Annotated in this window: 1 protein-coding gene; it reads right to left on the bottom strand. The window is 35.9% G+C overall.

Annotated features, from left to right (window positions below; genetic code table 11):
* The coding region (locus ACFIML_RS09275; protein ID WP_375688046.1) for a DUF3987 domain-containing protein at positions 1-237 on the bottom strand (237 nt) is incomplete at both ends.

Raw genomic sequence — 237 nt, 5'->3', positions numbered from 1 at the left:
CCAGTCAGTTCATCACACACCATTAAGAGACCACGGGGGTTTTCTTTCAACAATTCGCCTAGCTTTTCTACGGTCACATCATTGACGATAAGACGTCGTTTTATAGAACTATCATCTTCTTCACTTTCTTTGTGTTCAAGAGTTTGTGAAAGAAGAGCAAGGGCTTGTTCCTTATCTTGATTTTTCAATGCTTTGTAAGCTTTTCTTTTATTTTCTTTTATTTCTAATTCATTGAAG

The sequence above is a fragment of the Bartonella sp. AC62GZZY genome (assembly GCF_042196525.1).
Taxonomy (GTDB): domain Bacteria; phylum Pseudomonadota; class Alphaproteobacteria; order Rhizobiales; family Rhizobiaceae; genus Bartonella.
Note: the sequence above shows the minus strand (reverse complement) of the source record. Positions and strands in the feature narration are given on the sequence as shown.